This window comes from Brevundimonas pondensis (assembly GCF_017487345.1).
Classification (GTDB): Bacteria; Pseudomonadota; Alphaproteobacteria; order Caulobacterales; family Caulobacteraceae; genus Brevundimonas; species Brevundimonas pondensis.
Window position 1 is genome coordinate 1,315,985 of the sequence record NZ_CP062006.1, and the last position, 15,740, is coordinate 1,331,724.

Genomic DNA, 15,740 nt, shown 5'->3' on the forward strand with positions numbered 1-15,740 from the left:
GATCATCAACTGGAACACCGACTTGCCCTGCCAGGCGGCGGGGATGTCGGCGCTCGTGCCGAAGACGTGCTTCAGGCTGGTGATCGTGCCGATCTCGTTGGCTGCCGTGTTGGCCTGATCGGGGGCGGTGATGCGGATGCGCACGTTCAGCCAGCGGTCGCCGTCCAGAACATCGTCGCCGCCATTGCCCTGCAGCCGGTCGCTGCCGCCGCCGCCCAGCAGGATGTTGCCGCTGTTGAAGGCGACCAGGGCTTCCAGTTGCTCGGCCGTGGCGCCGACCGGGGCTGTGTCGATCAGGTCGCTGAGCAGCGCGCGCAGACCGTCGATGCGGTTCACCCCGGCCTGGGTCAACTCGTCGTTGAAGAAGACGCCTTCGTTGGCGGCGACCAGATCGGGGGTGATCGGGCCGACGGGGCCGTCGTTCGCCGCCGCCGTGCGGTCGTCGCCGATCAGGGTGTCGTTGCGGCTCCAGCCAGACAGGGCCTCCACCTTGTCGAAGCGGTTGCGCAGGATGTCCTGTTGTTCGGTGGTGAAGATCTTGATGCGCATATCGGCGTAGCCGTCGATATTGGCGCCCTGGAAGGTGGCCCAGTCGAAGCCGAACATGCCTTCGCTGCGCATGACGCTTTCGCCCTGGACCATGATGTCGTCGCCGGACTCGGCGTCGAAGTCATGCTCGTCCGAGCCGGCGAACATCACGTCGTGGCCGATGATGGTCGAGTTGAAGAAGAGCTCCGAGTTGTCGCCGGCGGTAGTGTCGAAACCGGCGCCCGCCTCGATCCAGTCGTCGCCTTCGTTGCCCATCAGGAAGTCGACGCCGTCGCCGCCCAGGATGAAGTCATCGCCCTGTCCCGCGAACACCTCGGTATCATCGACGCCGACGAAGAAGACGTCCTTGCCGGTCCCGCCCATCAGGATGTCGAGGCCGTTGGAGTTGGCGATGACGTCATTGCCGCCTTCGCCTTTGAGGAAATCGCCGCTGTCGCCGCTGTCGGTGATGATGTCGTCGCCGTCGCCGCCGTTGACCAGATCGACGCCGGCGCCGGATTCGATCCGGTCGTTCCCGGCGCCGCCCCAGACGGAGTCGTCGCCGAAGTCGGTGATGATGGTGTCGGCGCCGCTGGTGCCGCCGACCGAGACGTGCTCGCCGCCGGTGAAGCGCAGGAAGTTGGTTTCAATCGCCGCAGTCAGCGGGTCATCACGCTGTACCTTTCCTCGCCCCAGACCTTCTAGAACCGGGTCGTTGCCGGTCGGGTCGGCCCCCAGTTGCATGGCGGCGTTGACTTCCAGATAGAAGTCATAGTTGGCGAAGACATTGACCCCCAGGTGCCGGTCGACGATGTCGTCGCCGGTGCCGCGAATGCCGTCGGGGCCGGGATCAGACAGGGCGCTGTTCTTCAGGATCAGCTTCGAGAAGGAGTTTTCCTCAAGCTGGTTCAGGAAGTTCAGGCCTTGGGTGCGCGTCAGATAATAGAAGCGGTCCCCGTCCTGGAGGTTCTCCAACTGGGCTTCGAAGATGGCGTTGAAGGTCGAGCCCAGCATGCCGCCGAAAGGCATCTTCTTTTCGGCAAGACCGCCGATCCACAGGTCGATGGCGTTGACGCCGGTGGTGGCCGCCGGGCCATTGAGCCATGCGATGCGCGCCGCCCTTTCGCTCGCGGTCTCGCCCGCCACGCCGAAGACCAGGTCCCAGGCCGCGTCGCGCTTGTCCGCCGAGGTCGTGGCGCCGGTGATGGTGGCGTGCGTGCCATAGGCGGCGATGAAGTTCACGACCGACAGCGGGTTCTTCAGGTTGGCCGCGAAGTCGACCCAGTTTTTGTACGGCTCGAGGAAGGTTGAGCCGGTCGCCGCATAGAGCTGGGCGCGGGCGTCGTTGAGCGACGGAATTCCGGCGTCCCGACCGCGTGCGATGTTGATGGCCGGCAGGTCCAGCGGCAGGCCCAGGAGGTTGTTGCGCAGGGCGCCGGTGACGAACTCATCGATTTCATTGCCGCGCACGCGGGTCATGCCGGCGACGATGGCGGCGGTGGCCTCATCCGCTGTGCCCAGGGCGTTCATCGCGCCGGGGTTGAGGAAGGCTTCGATCAGGCCGATTTCGCTCTGGACGCCTGTGCCGGGATCGACGAGGCCGATGTTCTCGGTGAGCATCGAGTGACCGAAACGATAGACCGTATGAGCGAACTCGGCGAAGATGCTGGGGTTGATGTCGGTCGTGCTGTTGAAGACGAAGGGATCAATGAGCGGCTGCACCTGACGCGCGAACTCCTCGAAGACCAGGTGCTGGTACTGCATTTCCGTGGCGAAACGGGCCGCCTGGAACAGGCGCTCGCCGTCCCAGTTCAGGGTGTTGGCGAAGGCCAGCTGATCCAGGGCTGACAAGGAGGCGAAGTTGGAGGGCAGTCCGGCGATGTCGCTCGCCAGCCACTCGTTGATGAAGCCGATGTCAGCCGACTGGAGAATGGTCAGCTTCTGGGCTTCGACCTGACGGTTGTGCTCGGAGTGGAAGACGTGGTGGACGGCGGTCAGACCGATGTTTTCATTGCCGCGCCCGTCGCCGGTGGCGAAGTGGGCGTCGAGCAGTTCGTCGTCATAGGCGACCTTGCGACCGCGGAAGTCGGTGGCGATGGCGTTGCCGGCCACGTCGTCGTCGTCGGCCTGGACGACCAGAACGCCGGGCGTCGCGGGATTTCCATCGGCGTCGAACACCGAGCCGGGCGCGGCGTTATGGGCGATGTCGTCGAGGAAGGCGTGGGATGTGCGGATCGGGCCGAAATAGTCGACGCCCCCGATATTGATCGGCGTGGTCGCCATGGCGATCAGGTTGATCGGATTGGCGGCGGTGCCAGAAATGACGATGTCGTCGGCGGTGTTGGGCGTGCCGTCGGCGCCGAGGCCGACAATGACCTGAGCGTAGCCGGTGATCGGGTCGGGAATGAAGCGCCCATAGGGATCTGTGCGCAGCAGGGGGACGTTGAACACGTCCTGATCGCTCAGCTCGATGCCCAGCATGGTGCGGGCCTGGGTCTTGACGTCGCCCCAGGTGCCCAGACCGCCCGTCACGCCGTCCAGCAGATGACCCGTGGCCACCGTCTTTCCGTTCACCGTGGCGTACTCGCGCAGGAAGACCTGATGCGAGGGATGCGAGGTATAGGTCTGGTTCTGGTCGACGAAGGGCGTGGTGACGTTGACGGCTTCGTGAGACGTGTCGTCGGCGGTACCCAGGACGCCGTCAGCGCCGGGTCCGGCGACCGGCGTGGCGCGGCTCAGGACCATGAAGGCGTTCTGCGGCCCGACCTCGTCTCCGGTGCCGGGGATGCCGTCCGCGCCATGGGTGCGCAAAGGGTCGTCGGGCGCCAGAGGAATATAGATGGTTCCGTTGTCGGTCTTGGTGATGAGATCCAGGCCATGGTCGAAGAATTGGCCGAAGAAGGTCATCCAGCTGTTGAACGGTGCGGTCAGGCCCTCGTCCGCGGCGACGTTGGGCAGAACGATCGAACCGTTTTCAGCTTCGATCCCCTTGGCTTCCAGCACCAGATCGAAATCGGCCTGGGCCGCGTCACGCCCGGCCTGCTTGGCGGCCTCATCCAGGCCCGGGTCGGCATTGATGGCGACGATGGTGCTGATCAGGGTCGCATGGGCGGCGCGCACCACGGCCAGGTCAGCATAGACATCAGCTGATCCCGCGAAGGTCAGGGCGGCGACGATGGCGGCCGGGTTGTTGAAACTCATGTCGGCGATGAGGTTCGAGATCAGCCGCGGGTCGGCGTCCACGACATTGCCCGAATGACCGCCATTGGCCCCCGGCGTGGGCGTCCCGACCGTTCCGTAGTCATTGTTGGTGACGGTCTGGCCGCCGCCCAGGGCCATGGAATCGTCGCCCTCATTGATGAAGTTGGGGTTTAGAAGTCGGGGCATGGGCTGGTCTGCAGCGCCCCAGTGCTCACGACCCTCGACGATGTTGTTGTAGCTGCCGTCGACCGTCCTCAGGCCGAAGGGTGTCTTGGCGTCAGGAATGGCAAGAGGCAGCGTGGAGTCGAAAGCGGCCGAGGTGTACCAGGCGCGATCCGTGATGACCTGTCCGGCGGCGTTCAGCCGGATTTCGGTCAGCGGGATGCCGTTGGCATGAGCCTCGGCGATCTTGATCTGCTTCAGGATGAACTCAAGATCATGTTTGACGAGCGCGACCATCATAGCCTCCAGCGGGCGAAAATGCCTGGAAGGCCAGCACTGGGCTCAGCGAGGTCGGCAGCGGCGAGACGTCCCCGGCGTCCGGTCGAAGTGACGAGATCGTTGGTCGGGCGCTAGGCCTCCCTTATGAGATGACTATCCGGCTCATTTGGAAGAACGTCGATCTGTCCAGTCGGGTTAGGTCTTTCGCGGGACGTGACTACGCCCCTGCCAGCAAGGACTAGGCCTTTGGTTCTAGTCCGGGAGACCGGTTCACTCTTGACGCGGGCGGGCAGGGGGCTAGGAACCCCGACCCCTCTCCCCGCAGGTTCTTCCCCATGACGTCCGCGACGCCCGCCACCATCGGCATCGACTTCGGCACGACCAATACAGTGGTGTCCCTGACCCACGGCGATGGCCCCGCGACCCTGGTGCGGTTCCAGGTCGAGGAGAAGGACCTGTTCGCCTTCCGCTCGGCGCTCAGCTTCCAACTGCATGAAGCGCGCGACGGCGGCTCGCCCGAGCGGGTGATCGAGGCCGGGCCCTGGGCCATTGAATCCTACGTCGAGGACCCGCTGGAGACGCGCTTCATCCAGTCGTTCAAGACCTTCGCCGCCAGCGCCGCCTTCACCGAGACGCGCATCGATAACCGTCGCTATCGCTTCGAAGACCTGTTGTCGGCCTTCCTGCTGCGGTTGAAGTATCATGCGGACGGGGCGATGGACGACCTGCCGCCGCGCATCATCGTTGGCCGCCCCGTGACCTTCGCCGGCGGCAATCCCAACGAGGCCCTGGCGCTGGAGCGGTATGAGGCGGCCTTCGCCCGTCTGGGCTTTACCGACATTCGCTATGCCTATGAACCCGTCGGCGCGGCCTTCTTCTTTGCGCGCGAGTTGAAGCAGGACGCCAATGTCCTGGTCGCCGACTTCGGCGGCGGCACCAGCGACTTCTCCATCGTGCGGTTCGAGCGGGCGGACGGCGCGCTGAAATCCACGCCGCTGGCGCGCTCGGGCGTGGGCGTGGCGGGCGACGCCTTCGACTATCGGATCATCGATCAGCTGGTGTCGCCCGAACTGGGCAAGGGCAGCCTGTACCGCGCTTTCGACAACCGCCTGCCGATCCCCCAGCGCTACTACAGCGCCTTCGCCCGCTGGGACCAACTGGCTCTGCTGCGGGCGTCCAAGGATATGCGCGACATTCGCGGCCTAGCCGCGACGGCGCTGGAGCCCGAGAAGATCGAGCGCCTGATCGAGGTGCTGGACGACAACCACGGCTATGCCCTCTATCGCGCGGTGTCCGCCCTGAAAGAGGCCCTGTCGCGCGATGAGGAAGCGGTTTTCTCCTTCATCGCCGGATCGGTGCGGATCGAAAAGCCGGTCAAGCGCACCGACTTCGAAGGCTGGATCGCGCCTGAGCTTCAGGCCATGGAGGCGGCGGTCGATGAGGCCATGGCTCAGTCGGGTCTGGACGGGACGCAGATCGACCGCGTCTTCCTGACCGGCGGCACCTCCTTCGTGCCGGCGGTGCGCGACATCTTCATCCGCCGCTTCGGCGCCGACCGCATCGAGACCGGCGGCGAGTTCGAATCCATCGCCTCGGGCCTGGCCCTGATCGGACGCGAGGCAGATCTGGACCTGTGGAGCCAGAAGGCGGCCTAGTCGCGGTCGGGCGCGCCCAGCGGGAAGTAGGCGCGGTAAGGTCGAGCTTCGTCCACGGCTCGCGCCATCGACGGCCGGGCCAGAAGCCGGGCGCGATAGGCTTTCAGCGTCTTGAAGCGCTCATCAATCGGGTGCGACCAATCGGCGTAGAAGAGCGCAGGCGCGGCGGCGCAGTCGGCCAGGCTGAAGCCGTGATCGGTCGCCCACTCCCGCCCCGCCAGCCGCTCGTCCAGCCAGGTGTAGGATGTTTCCAGCATCCGCCTGGCCTCGGCCACGCCATAGGGATCGCGGTCGCCCTCGGGTCGCAGGGCGTCGGCCACCAGCTTCTGCTGGGGCGTCGAGACATAGTGGTCGAACACCCGGTCCATCATCCGCACCTCGACGGCGGCGCCTGGATCGGCGGGGATCAGCCGCACCGGGCCGGGATGATGCACGGCTAGATGCTCGATGATGGCGGTGGCCTCGACGACCGTGTGGTCGCCGTCCTGCAAGACCGGGAACTTCCGCACCGGCCACAGCGCCGCCAGCTCGACGAAGGCGGCCTCGCCCTCCAGCAGCCGGAACTCGAACGGCGCGTCGTTCTCATACAGCGCGATCAACGCCTTCTGGCAGTAGGACGAGAAGGGATGGGCGTAGAGCTTCATGGGCGTCTCCTTCAGGACGGTGATGGCCGTCTGCGGACATTCCAAGAGTCAGCAATGGGTGAGCGGCGGTAATTCCGTCGGGCGGGGAAAGTGGGCCGTCAGTTGGCTCAGCGTAAGCATGATTGGCAGCGCGGCGCCACTGAACGCCAAGAGTGATGTCCACTGTTCGCGCGCGAGAAAAACGACGGCTAGATATTCTACCATCAGAACAAGCCGGAGAGGGATCAGATAGCCTTTTCCCATCTTTGCACCCGTCAGCCCCCATTCCTGATCTGTGAGTTTCTTGGGTTTCGATCGGAGCCATTGACCTTCACTCATGGCGTCATTGGCACGGTCGATCGCGTAGTGAATTTGGGGAGAGAATAGCATTCTCAGGAACACGAAGGACGCAACCGAGCCCGAAGCTATCGCGATCATCCTTAGCAACGCAGAGGGAAGCAGCGGGGAGAACAACGACAGCGGGATGATGACAGCGTCGATGCTCGCCACGACCAAGGCGACAACGGCGATGGTGGGCTCCAGCCCGTAAATAAGTTTGCGATTTGGGGCGGTCATGGTGAAAGCTTAGCCGAATTGGCAACGACTGCTATGGGTTGAAAGCTGGCACTTGCTTCAAGCCGACAGCGGAAATTTGACCCCTCCGCCTCCCGATGCGAGATCGCGGCCCTCAGCAAAGCGAGGGAGCGCCCCATGACCATCACCCTGTACGGCATCAAGGCCTGTGACACGATGAAGAAGGCGCGCGTCTGGCTGGACGAGCAGGGCGTGGACTACGCCTTCCATGACTACAAGGTCGCAGGCGCCAACAAGGTCGATCTGGAGCGTTGGGTGGTCGAGCATGGCTGGGAGACGGTGCTGAACCGCGCCGGGACCACCTTCCGCAAGCTGTCGGACGCGGACAAGGCCGACCTGAACGCGGACAAGGCCGTCGCCCTGATGCTGGCCCAGCCGTCGATGATCAAGCGGCCGGTGCTGGATCTGGGCGACGGGCGGACCCTGGTCGGCTTCAAGCCCGAGCGTTACGCCGAAGCCTTCGTCGCCTAATCCTCGACGGAGGTTTCCGGGCGGTCGTGGCCGTCGGCGCGCTCGGTGATCCACTGGCCCGCCGTGTCCTCGAACTCGATCCATGAAGTGCGGTCCGGCACCTGTTGTTCGCGCGAGACGGCGACGGCGGCGGCGCGCGCGGCGTCATGGGTGGCGAAGGTTTCCGAGAAGCTGTCGCCCAGCTTGTAGGCCCAGCCGCCGTCGTGGGGGACGATGCGATAAACGATACGGGTCACGCGGTTTCCTTCAGGCAAGAGCCGTCGACGACAGGCGACGACGGCGGGACAGGAGTTGCAGGGTCACGCCCAGGACCAGCAGGACCAGGGTGGTCAGCTGGAAGCCGACCACCAGGGGGTCCTCGACGCCGGAGGCGACGGGATCGCCCGCCGGCAGCCGCGTCAGGGTCTCGGTGACGCTTGGCAGCAGCAGGGTGAAATAGGAAATGCTCAGCGCAATGGTCTCGATCGACCAGCGATAGCGGGCCAACGGTCTGATGTAGCCGACCGTGGCGCCGACCGTCAGGGAGATCAGGCTGAGCGCGGCGACCGCGGCTCCCGGCGGGCTCTTGATGACGAAGACGGCCGAGATCGCGCCGACGAACATAAAGACCAGATAGGCCTTGCCCAGCCGTGTGGCGGGATCGATCCGCCCATGCGTCAGCAGCAGGATCAGGCCGATGGGCACGGCGGGCAGGCTGCCGAGCGTATGAAACCAGCCCAGTGCAGACAGTTGGGGCAGCATGGCGGACACCTCAGGGTCAGGAGGAAGGATCAAGGCCACTGCACACGCGAACAACGTCGCACTGTCACCGTTGATCGGCCCCGGGGCCGCTGTCGAGTCACGCTGTGGTGACGTTAGCGCTCCCGGCGCAGCTCCAGGGCGGCGCGGTGAGCGGCGGTCCAGCGTTCGCGGTCCAGTCGGTTGACGGCGAAGCGGCGCATCTCGGTCTCGCAGGCCCGAGTTCCCTGCAGGCTCAGGGGGGTGACGACGGCCCGGTGCTGGTCGCAGAAGACCTGGGCGGCCGCATCGACGCGCTGGATAAAGGTCATGGCCTGCTCAGGGCGGCTAAAGTCCAGATCGGATATCTGGACCCTCAGCTCCGGCGCAGGTGAGACTGACGCCGACAGGGCGAGGGCGAGGCTGGCGATCATCATGATGGTGTCTCCTGGTTCCGGCGTGGCCGGGCCGGTCAACAGGACGGCGCAAAGCGCGCGCTCTTACGGCAAGGCTTGTTAATTCCTGGTCATGCCAACGGCCTGAAATGGCGGCGGAGTCTGAAAAACGCGCCTTACGAAGAGTTCATGCGCGATTCTGCATCTGATCGGCGCGATCACCGCCTCTTGTGATCAGAAGGCCGCAGCGTCACGCTCGGCTCCACTGTTCAAGAAGGGGGGAAACCCATGGAAGAATTCATTCCCATCGCATTCTTCATCATGATCGGCGCCATCGTGATCGTGCCGAACTGGCTGAAGAGCAAGGAACGCAAGGAGATGCAGGCGACCCTGCGCTCGGCCATCGAAAAGGGTCAGCCGCTGCCGCCGGAAGTCATCGATTCGCTGAGCAAGGATAACATCAAGCCCCCGGCGACGGCGGCTCGCGACCTGCGCGTCGGCGTCATCCTGCTGGCGGTCAGCCTGGGCATCGCTCTCTTCGGCTACATGGTCAGCTTCGCCGAGATGGACGCCTTCTACCCGATCGCGGGCAGCGCGGCGGTTCCGGGCATGATCGGTCTGGCCTTCATCGTCCTGAGCTTCTTCAACAAGAACAAGGGCTGAGGGGCGACGGGGAGGGGAAACCGTCATGGCCAAGCCTTTACGTGACTTGCACGATGTCGAGCTCGCCGCCCTGTCGGCGGCGGGCGGGCGTCGCGAGTTCGGGGAACTGGTGCGCCGCCACAGCGCGGCCGTGCGCGGGCTGCTGCGTCGGATGGGGGCGCAATCCGCCCTGGCCGACGACGTGGCTCAGGACGCCTTTCTGCTGGCGTTCGAGAAATGCGCCGAGTTTCGGGGCGAGGGGACCTTCGGCGCCTGGATCAAGCGCATCGCGGCGCGCCTGTATCTGAAGCGCCGCTCGAAGGACGCTCGCTATGTGGCCGAGGTGGAGAACGACGAGGCAGCGCCCCATGTCGACAGCGCCGGGCGTATGGACCTGGACGAGGCGATGAAGGGGCTGACTGAACCGGAGAGGCTTTGTGTCTCCCTGTGCCACGGGGCGGGCCTGTCCCACCCCGAAATCGCGGCCGCCATTAATTTGCCGCTTGGAACGGTGAAATCTCATGTCAAGCGTGGTCTGGATAAACTTCGGGCCCGGCTCCAGCCGGAACCGGTTGCTCACGGGAGCGCCTCCCATGTCGGTTGATGAGTTCGACCCTGCCATCGAGCGCCTGTTCGCGCGGGCGCCGGGCTTTGCCGATTCGGCCCAGTTTGAGGCCGGCGTGGCCGCGAAGCTGAACAAGTCGTCGCGTTTTCGCACTGTCGCTCTTTCGGTCGCAGGCCTGGCAGGCGGCGTGATCGCCGTGCGCGAGGTTCTCGGCGTCAACTTCGATTTTGCCTCGTCGTCCGTATCCGCATCGGCGGGTTCACAGCCTGCCGCACAGGGTCTGAGCATGGCGGGCGTGGACGCCGCGCAGGCCGTTCAATCCTTGCTGGATCGCGTGGGCGTGTCGGGACTGGACATGGGCTCCATGGGCGGCATGCAGCTGTTCTGGGCCACCGCCGGGGTGCTGGTCGCGCTGCTGGCGGCCGGGGTCGTGAAGCTGTCTCAGGAAATCTGAGCGCCGTTTTCCTGACGAAGTCGCGACCTACTGCTGAAATTTCAGGTCGCGGCGTAAACGCCTGCGTTGCGGGCGGGACGACGACCCTCTAGGGTCGCGCCGGTTTAGCGACCAGTCTTGGCAGCGGTTTTTGGGGCGACGTTTCGTGGTTGATGTCTTCGAACAGGTCGAGGAGGAGCTTCGCTCCGATCGATACAAGCGTATGGCCCGCACCTGGCTGCCGATCGTGGCGGGGCTTCTGGTGGTGGCCTTGGTCGCCGCCCTGGCCTGGTGGGGCTGGCAGAGCTATCAGACCAATCAGGCCGACAAGGCCTCGGCCGCCTATGACCGCGGCATGACCGCCCTGCAGGCCAATAATCCGTCGGGCGCCGACGCCGCCTTCGCCGAAGCCGCCAAGTCGGGCAATGGCGCCTACAAGGCCCTGGCCCTGATGCAGCAGGCCGGAATCGCCGTTTCGGCCAACAAGACCGAGGACGCCGTCAAGCTGTTCGACGACGCCGCCAAGGCCGCCGGTGATCCCATCATCGCTGACGCCGCCGCGCTGAAGGCGGTCTTCCTGATCATGGACACGGCCCCGCTGGCCGACATCCAGAAGCGTCTGGAGCCGCTGGCTGACGACAAGCGTCCGCTGCACGCCTTCGCTCAGGAGGCCCAGGCCATGGCCCTGCTGCAACACGGCAAGGCCGCCGACGCCCGCCAGATCTTTGTCCAACTGCAACTGGGTCAGGACGTGCCCGATTCGATTCGCCAGCGCGCCCAGATCGGCGTCGAATCGGTCGATTCCGGTTCCGCCGCCGGGCTGGCCGCCATCGTGCGCGCCGCCGCTGCGGCGCCGGCTCCGACTGCCGCTCCTGCCCAAACCCAGGCTCCGGCTCCCGCCGCCGCTCGCCAGTAATCGACGCTTTCAGGACCTCATCCATGAATCGTACGCTGAAAGTCGCCCTGCTCTGCGGCCTCGCCCTGACCGTCGCCTCGTGCGGTACTGTCCGCAACGCTCTGCCGTTTGGTCTGGGCGGCGCCAAGGAGGATGTCGCCAAGGCCTCGGACGGGCAGCGCATTTCGGTTCTGGAGTTCGAGCAACAACTGGCGCCTTCGGCCGCTCTGTCCGGCCGTGACTTCTTCCTGCCGGGGCCTCAGGCTGCAACGGCCTGGACGCAGCCCGGCGGCAATGCGGAAAACTCCGTCGAACACGTTATCGCGGCCCAGGACTTCGCCATCGCCTGGAAGCGCGATATCGGCGTCGGTTCGGGGCGTACGCGTCAGGTCATGTCTCCGGTGGTGGCTGACGGCGGCAAGGTCTTCGTTCTGGACGGTGAAGCCGGCGTGACCGCAGTGGATGCGACCTCCGGCGCAATCCTCTGGAAGGCTGACGTCAAGGTCGACGAGAGCGACAAGGGCTCGCGTTTCCTCGGCATCGGCTTCGGTGGCGGTTCGGGCGGCGGCGCCTTTGGCGGCGGTGTGGCCGTCGGCGACGGCAAGGTCTTTGTTTCTTCGGGCTATCGCACGATGACGGCGCTGGACGCCGCAACGGGCGCGGTGGTCTGGAAATCCTCGGTTGATCTGCCGATCCATGGTGCGCCGACCGTCGTCGGCCAGCGCGTCTTCGTGATTGACGTCGACAATCAGCTGATCGCCTTCAACGTGAGCACGGGACAGCAGGATTGGTCCTATCGCGGCATCACCGAGCCGGCTCGCATCATGCGCGCTTCCAGCCCGGCGGTCAGCGGCGACACGGTTGTTGCGCCCTTCTCTTCGGGTGAACTGGTGGCCTTGCGCGCCTCGAACGGTCAGCCTGTCTGGCAGGAAGTTCTGTCGCGCACCAGCCGCACCAGCGCCCTGTCCGAACTGCGCGACATCGCCGGCCGCCCCGTGATCAGCCGCGGCTTCGTCTATGCCGTCAGCCACTCGGGCGTGCTTCAGGCTATGGACCTGCGCTCTGGTCAGCCCAAGTGGTCGCTTCCGGTCGCGGGCGTCAACGCGCCCCTGCCGGTCGGCGATGTGGTCTATGTGGTGTCGAAGTCGGGTGAGCTGACGGTCGTCAATCGCGACTCGGGGCAGGTCTACTGGACCCGCGACCTCAACGAGGGCCGTGTGCGTCGCGAAGGCGGCTTCCTGGGGTTCGGCAAACGCACAGTGCGTCCGACCTGGTCGGGGCCGATCCTGGCCTCCAATCGTCTGGTCCTGGTCAATTCGGACGGCGAGGCCGTGGCCTTTGATCCAAAGACCGGCGCGCAGCAGTCCAGCATTCGCCTGGGGTCCGCCGCCTTCATCGCTCCCGCCGCCTACAACGGCGCCCTCTATGTCCTGACGGACAAGGGCGAACTGGTCAGCATTCGCTGATCTTTTTCCTGAATTTGAGTTAGAAAGCCGACATGGCTCTTAAGGTCGCCATCGTCGGCCGCCCCAACGTGGGCAAGTCGACACTGTTCAATCGCCTCGTCGGCAAGCGCTTGGCGCTGGTCGATGATCGCCCGGGCGTGACCCGTGACCGTCGCTATGCTGACGGCAATATCGGCGACATGGATCTGACGCTGATCGACACGGCGGGCTACGAAGACGTCACCGACGACAGCCTGGAAGCTCGGATGCGCGAGCAGACCGAGGCTGCGCTGGATGACGCCGAAGTCGTCATGTTCATGATGGACGCCCGCGAGGGCGTGACGTCGCTGGACCGCATCTTCGCCGATCGCCTGCGCAAGGTGCAAAAGCCGATCATCCTGCTGGCCAACAAGTCCGAAAGCCGCGAAAGCGGCGGCGGCGTGGGCGAGGCTCACGCCCTGGGCTTCGGCGAGCCGGTCGCCATCTCGGCCGAGCATGGCGAGGGCATGGCCGATCTGTATCAGGCCCTGCTGGCGGCCTCGGCCGACATCTTCATCGAAGAGATCGACGAACCGGATAAGCCGATCCGCATCGCCATCATCGGCCGCCCCAATGCGGGTAAATCGACCCTGATCAACCGTATGCTGGGCGAAGATCGCCTGCTGACCGGACCCGAGGCGGGCATCACTCGCGACTCCATCTCGGTCGACTGGGAATATGAAGGTCGGGCCATCCGCTTCGTCGACACCGCCGGGATGCGCCGCAAGGCCCGCGTTCAGGAGAAGCTGGAAAAGCTGTCGGTCGCGGACACCATCCGCGCCATCACCTTCGCCGAGGTGGTCGTGCTGGTGATGGACAAGGACGACGCCTTCGACACCCAGGACCTGCAACTGGCCGACCTGGTCGAGCGCGAAGGCCGCGCCCTGGTCTATGTCGCGTCCAAGTGGGACCTGGAAGAAGAACCCCAGTCCAAGATGGCCGAGCTGAAGCGCCTGGCGGAGGACAAGCTGCCGCAGCTGAAGGGTTCGCCCTTCGTCGCCCTGTCGTCGCACAACGGGCGTGGCGTCGAGCGGCTGATGCCGGCCATCATCAAGGCCTATGAAACCTGGTCGGTGAAGGTCAAGACCAAGGACCTGAACACCTGGCTGGCCATGGCGACCCAGAGGCACCCGCCGCCCGCCGTTAACGGCAAGCGCGTGAAGCCGAAATACATGGCCCAGACCAAGGCCCGTCCGCCGACCTTCGTGCTGATGGCCAGCCGCGCCTCGGATATGCCTGAGCATTACCAGCGTTATCTGGTGAACAGCCTGCGCGAGAGCTTTGATCTGCCTGGCACGCCGATCCGACTGACGGTCAAGTCCGGCTCGGCCAACCCCTATGCCGAGGGCGGCGCCAAGTCCGGTCCCGAACGTTACAAGGGCACAGCCAAGACCGCGCCGCGCAAGGTGCAGAAGGCCGAGAAGGCCGCCGAGGCCCTGTCCAACCTGCCGGGCAAGGCGCTGGAGCAGAAGAAGTCGGGCGTCAAACCCAAGGTGAAGGCCCTGGGCGGGCTGAAGGCCGGCGCCAGCAAGAAGGCGGGGCAGAGCGTGGCGGTCCAGAAGGGGGCCCGCGGCGGCGCCCGTCAGGTGTCGCGCTCGGGTCGTATCCGCACCGGCCAGAAGCACGCGCCGAAGAAATAGGCAGACCGCGATAGCGGCCTGCGACAGTTGAAGGGCGAGCGGTCGGGAATGACGGCTCGCCCTTTTCCTTTTCGGGAACCTTGCGGCCCCGTCGCGCGTCCAAGTCCATGGATGGAGCGCGTCATGAGTCTGCGGAAACCGAACGACTATGTTGCGCTTGATCAGGCCGATCTGGTGCGCCTGGCCCAGGCTGGCGACCGTGAGGCCTTTCGCGTCATCATGCAGCAGGGCAATCAGCGCCTGTTCCGCATGGCGCGCGGCGTGGTTCGCGACGACGCCGAGGCGGAAGACGTGCTGCAGGAGGCCTACGCCCGCGCCTTCGCCGCTATCGGCGGCTTTCGCGGCGAGGCCGGCGTCCAGACCTGGCTGACCCGCATCGTCCTCAACGAAGCCCGCGACCGGGTGCGGCGGCGCCGACCGACGGTCGATCTGGACGTGCTCGAACAGGTGCAGCAGCAGGCCGAGGTCATCCCTTTCCCAAACACCTTTGGCGGCGGCAGCCCCGAGGTCGATGCGGCGCGGATGCAGATTCGGGGCCTGATCGAGCGGGCCGTGGACGACCTGCCGGCACCCTTCCGCATGGTCTTCATCCTGCGCGACATCGAGGAGTGCAGCATCGAAGAGACGGCCGCCAACCTGCAACTGAAGCCGGAAACCGTGAAGACCCGCCTGCACCGCGCGCGACGTCTGCTGCGACAGGCCCTGGACGCCCAGCTGGGCGCGACCATGGTCGGGGTCTTTCCCTTCCTGGGCGCACGGTGCGTGCGGATCACCGAGGCGGTGCTGGCCCGGATGGAACGGGAAGGGCGGCTGGCGCCTGCGGGAACCTTTCCCGCCGCCTGAAGTCCAATGCTGTGACGATGGCGCTCAAGCCGTCGCCGCAAAGGAAGAAGCCCATGTCGAAAGCCCTCCTGCTGGCCGGTGTCCTGATGTTCTCACCGTTCGCGCCCGCCCTGGCCCAGAGCGCCGGACCGACCGACCCCCAGATCGCCCACATCGCCTATACCGCCGGTCAGCTGGACATCGACGCGGCCAAGCAGGCGCTGGAGAAATCGACCAACCCCCAGGTCCGCGCCTTCGCCGAGACCATGCAGCGCGACCATGCGGCGGTGAACCAGCAGGCCCTGGCCCTGGTCACGCGTCTGCACGTCACCCCGGAAGCCAATCCCACCAGCACCTCGCTCAGCGACGCGGCGGCGGCGACGCGCCAGAGGCTGGCCGGCCTGTCGGGCGCGGCCTTCGACAAGGCCTATGTCGATAACGAGGTCGCCTATCACCGCACGGTCAACGAGGCCCTGCGCCGGACCCTGATCCCCGACGCCGACAACGCCGAGCTGAAGTCCCTGCTGCAGACCGGCTTGGAGCTGTTCCAGCAGCATCAGGCCCACGCCGAGCACCTGGCCCATGAGTTCCACTGACATGAGATCGGAGCGCCTCTCCCGGCGACAGCTCCTGA

The 15,740-nt window shown here is 65.5% G+C and carries 15 protein-coding genes and 1 pseudogene; 10 read left to right on the forward strand and 6 right to left on the reverse strand.

Translation table 11 applies throughout. The features are described 5' to 3' along the window. Positions 1 to 189 precede the first annotated feature (189 nt). Positions 190 to 4,191: pseudogene (locus IFE19_RS18090) on the reverse strand (peroxidase family protein); the annotation flags it as partial. Positions 4,192 to 4,505: 314 nt separating this feature from the next. Between IFE19_RS18090 and IFE19_RS06645 the strand changes: the two are divergent. Continuing rightward, positions 4,506 to 5,825, forward strand: a complete 1,320-nt coding sequence (locus IFE19_RS06645; protein ID WP_207826646.1) for an Hsp70 family protein — start codon at positions 4,506 to 4,508, stop codon at positions 5,823 to 5,825. On the opposite strand, the gene IFE19_RS06650 is transcribed toward IFE19_RS06645, so the two are convergent. After that, a complete protein-coding gene (locus IFE19_RS06650; RefSeq protein ID WP_207826647.1) occupies positions 5,822 to 6,469 on the reverse strand; it encodes a glutathione S-transferase family protein in 648 nt (215 codons plus the stop codon). The two genes, IFE19_RS06645 and IFE19_RS06650, sit on opposite strands and share 4 nt — an antisense overlap. 48 nt (positions 6,470 to 6,517) lie before the next feature. Beyond that, positions 6,518 to 7,024, reverse strand: a complete 507-nt coding sequence (locus IFE19_RS06655; RefSeq protein ID WP_207826648.1) for a hypothetical protein — start codon at positions 7,022 to 7,024, stop codon at positions 6,518 to 6,520. A gap of 135 nt (positions 7,025 to 7,159) precedes the next feature. Here IFE19_RS06655 and IFE19_RS06660 point away from each other — a divergent pair, with 135 nt between their 5' ends. Further along, positions 7,160 to 7,513, forward strand: a complete 354-nt coding sequence (locus IFE19_RS06660; RefSeq protein ID WP_207826649.1) for an ArsC family reductase — start codon at positions 7,160 to 7,162, stop codon at positions 7,511 to 7,513. On the opposite strand, the gene IFE19_RS06665 is transcribed toward IFE19_RS06660, so the two are convergent. The 3 genes from IFE19_RS06665 to IFE19_RS06675 form a co-directional block, all read right to left on the reverse strand. After that, complete coding sequence (locus IFE19_RS06665; protein ID WP_207826651.1) at positions 7,510 to 7,749, reverse strand: DUF2188 domain-containing protein; 240 nt, start codon at positions 7,747 to 7,749, stop codon at positions 7,510 to 7,512. The genes IFE19_RS06660 and IFE19_RS06665 overlap by 4 nt on opposite strands. Positions 7,750 to 7,759: 10 nt before the next feature. Beyond that, positions 7,760 to 8,254 carry a DUF2306 domain-containing protein gene (locus IFE19_RS06670; RefSeq protein WP_207826653.1) on the reverse strand — a complete coding sequence of 165 codons (495 nt, stop codon included), beginning with the start codon at positions 8,252 to 8,254 and terminating at the stop codon, positions 7,760 to 7,762. Positions 8,255 to 8,367: 113 nt separating this feature from the next. Then, entirely contained in the window at positions 8,368 to 8,667 is a 300-nt protein-coding gene (locus IFE19_RS06675; RefSeq protein WP_207826655.1) for a UrcA family protein, read from the reverse strand. A 246-nt stretch (positions 8,668 to 8,913) separates the two neighbouring features. On the opposite strand from IFE19_RS06675, the gene IFE19_RS06680 reads away from it, so the two are divergent. The 8 genes from IFE19_RS06680 to IFE19_RS06715 all read left to right on the forward strand — a co-directional run bounded on the left by IFE19_RS06680 (position 8,914) and on the right by IFE19_RS06715 (position 15,702). Further along, positions 8,914 to 9,288 carry a DUF6249 domain-containing protein gene (locus IFE19_RS06680; RefSeq protein WP_207826657.1) on the forward strand — a complete coding sequence of 125 codons (375 nt, stop codon included), beginning with the start codon at positions 8,914 to 8,916 and terminating at the stop codon, positions 9,286 to 9,288. Between the two features lie 25 nt (positions 9,289 to 9,313). Beyond that, entirely contained in the window at positions 9,314 to 9,871 is a 558-nt protein-coding gene (locus IFE19_RS06685) for an RNA polymerase sigma factor (protein ID WP_207826660.1), read from the forward strand. Beyond that, positions 9,861 to 10,286: a hypothetical protein gene (locus tag IFE19_RS06690; RefSeq protein WP_207826662.1), complete on the forward strand. Its 426-nt coding sequence runs from the start codon at positions 9,861 to 9,863 to the stop codon at positions 10,284 to 10,286. The genes IFE19_RS06685 and IFE19_RS06690 overlap by 11 nt, the downstream gene beginning before the upstream one ends. A 145-nt stretch (positions 10,287 to 10,431) precedes the next feature. Beyond that, positions 10,432 to 11,181: a tetratricopeptide repeat protein gene (locus IFE19_RS06695; protein WP_207826663.1), complete on the forward strand. Its 750-nt coding sequence runs from the start codon at positions 10,432 to 10,434 to the stop codon at positions 11,179 to 11,181. A gap of 23 nt (positions 11,182 to 11,204) precedes the next feature. Then, positions 11,205 to 12,626: a PQQ-like beta-propeller repeat protein gene (locus tag IFE19_RS06700; protein WP_207826665.1), complete on the forward strand. Its 1,422-nt coding sequence runs from the start codon at positions 11,205 to 11,207 to the stop codon at positions 12,624 to 12,626. Between the two features lie 32 nt (positions 12,627 to 12,658). Next, entirely contained in the window at positions 12,659 to 14,284 is a 1,626-nt protein-coding gene (gene der, locus IFE19_RS06705) for a ribosome biogenesis GTPase Der (protein WP_207826667.1), read from the forward strand. A 123-nt stretch (positions 14,285 to 14,407) separates the two neighbouring features. After that, on the forward strand, positions 14,408 to 15,127 hold the full coding sequence (locus IFE19_RS06710; protein ID WP_225910435.1) for an RNA polymerase sigma factor: 720 nt from the start codon (positions 14,408 to 14,410) through the stop codon (positions 15,125 to 15,127). Positions 15,128 to 15,180: 53 nt separating this feature from the next. Continuing rightward, positions 15,181 to 15,702: a DUF4142 domain-containing protein gene (locus tag IFE19_RS06715; protein ID WP_207826671.1), complete on the forward strand. Its 522-nt coding sequence runs from the start codon at positions 15,181 to 15,183 to the stop codon at positions 15,700 to 15,702. Positions 15,703 to 15,740 lie beyond the last annotated feature (38 nt).

What these genes read in the sequence shown, in the direction of transcription:
- IFE19_RS06710 (WP_225910435.1), top strand. Translation starts at nt 14,408, where the DNA reads ATGAGTCTGCGGAAACCGAACGACTATGTTGCGCTTGATCAGGCCGAT.
- IFE19_RS06670 (WP_207826653.1), bottom strand. Translation starts at nt 8,254, where the DNA reads ATGCTGCCCCAACTGTCTGCACTGGGCTGGTTTCATACGCTCGGCAGC.
- der (WP_207826667.1), top strand. Translation starts at nt 12,659, where the DNA reads ATGGCTCTTAAGGTCGCCATCGTCGGCCGCCCCAACGTGGGCAAGTCG.
- IFE19_RS06685 (WP_207826660.1), top strand. Translation starts at nt 9,314, where the DNA reads ATGGCCAAGCCTTTACGTGACTTGCACGATGTCGAGCTCGCCGCCCTG.
- IFE19_RS06715 (WP_207826671.1), top strand. Translation starts at nt 15,181, where the DNA reads ATGTCGAAAGCCCTCCTGCTGGCCGGTGTCCTGATGTTCTCACCGTTC.
- IFE19_RS06650 (WP_207826647.1), bottom strand. Translation starts at nt 6,469, where the DNA reads ATGAAGCTCTACGCCCATCCCTTCTCGTCCTACTGCCAGAAGGCGTTG.
- IFE19_RS06655 (WP_207826648.1), bottom strand. Translation starts at nt 7,024, where the DNA reads ATGACCGCCCCAAATCGCAAACTTATTTACGGGCTGGAGCCCACCATC.
- IFE19_RS06680 (WP_207826657.1), top strand. Translation starts at nt 8,914, where the DNA reads ATGGAAGAATTCATTCCCATCGCATTCTTCATCATGATCGGCGCCATC.
- IFE19_RS06675 (WP_207826655.1), bottom strand. Translation starts at nt 8,667, where the DNA reads ATGATGATCGCCAGCCTCGCCCTCGCCCTGTCGGCGTCAGTCTCACCT.
- IFE19_RS06700 (WP_207826665.1), top strand. Translation starts at nt 11,205, where the DNA reads ATGAATCGTACGCTGAAAGTCGCCCTGCTCTGCGGCCTCGCCCTGACC.
- IFE19_RS06690 (WP_207826662.1), top strand. Translation starts at nt 9,861, where the DNA reads ATGTCGGTTGATGAGTTCGACCCTGCCATCGAGCGCCTGTTCGCGCGG.
- IFE19_RS06645 (WP_207826646.1), top strand. Translation starts at nt 4,506, where the DNA reads ATGACGTCCGCGACGCCCGCCACCATCGGCATCGACTTCGGCACGACC.
- IFE19_RS06660 (WP_207826649.1), top strand. Translation starts at nt 7,160, where the DNA reads ATGACCATCACCCTGTACGGCATCAAGGCCTGTGACACGATGAAGAAG.